The sequence below is a fragment of the Pseudomonas persica genome (assembly GCF_900291015.1).
Taxonomy (GTDB): Bacteria; Pseudomonadota; Gammaproteobacteria; order Pseudomonadales; family Pseudomonadaceae; genus Aquipseudomonas.
In genome coordinates this window covers 1-279 of record NZ_OLKL01000103.1, presented here as the reverse complement: position 1 = coordinate 279, position 279 = coordinate 1, and the positions used below count along the sequence as shown (strand labels likewise).

General features: G+C 47.3%; 1 protein-coding gene. It reads right to left on the bottom strand.

The window, feature by feature from the left end; all coding sequences use genetic code 11:
* Positions 1-279 (bottom strand): Hsp70 family protein (locus FQ664_RS25870; RefSeq protein WP_144175848.1); only part of this gene is annotated, 279 nt, incomplete at both ends.

Genomic DNA, 279 nt, shown 5'->3' with positions numbered 1-279 from the left:
AGGTAGCGCTTCACCAGCTTCTTCTACTTGCTTACGAGTACCGTGAATCATTTGGTCTGCTTGGTTACGTGCAGCTGCTAGCTCTTCGAACTTCTTGTCCGCTTCTTTGTTAGCTTCTGCTTCTTGAACCATTTTCTCGATGTCTTCATCGCTCAGACCACCAGACGCTTGGATAGTGATCTTCTGCTCTTTACCAGTCGACTTGTCTTTCGCAGATACATGTAGGATACCGTCCGCATCTAGGTCGAAAGTTACTTCGATTTGAGGCATACCACGAGG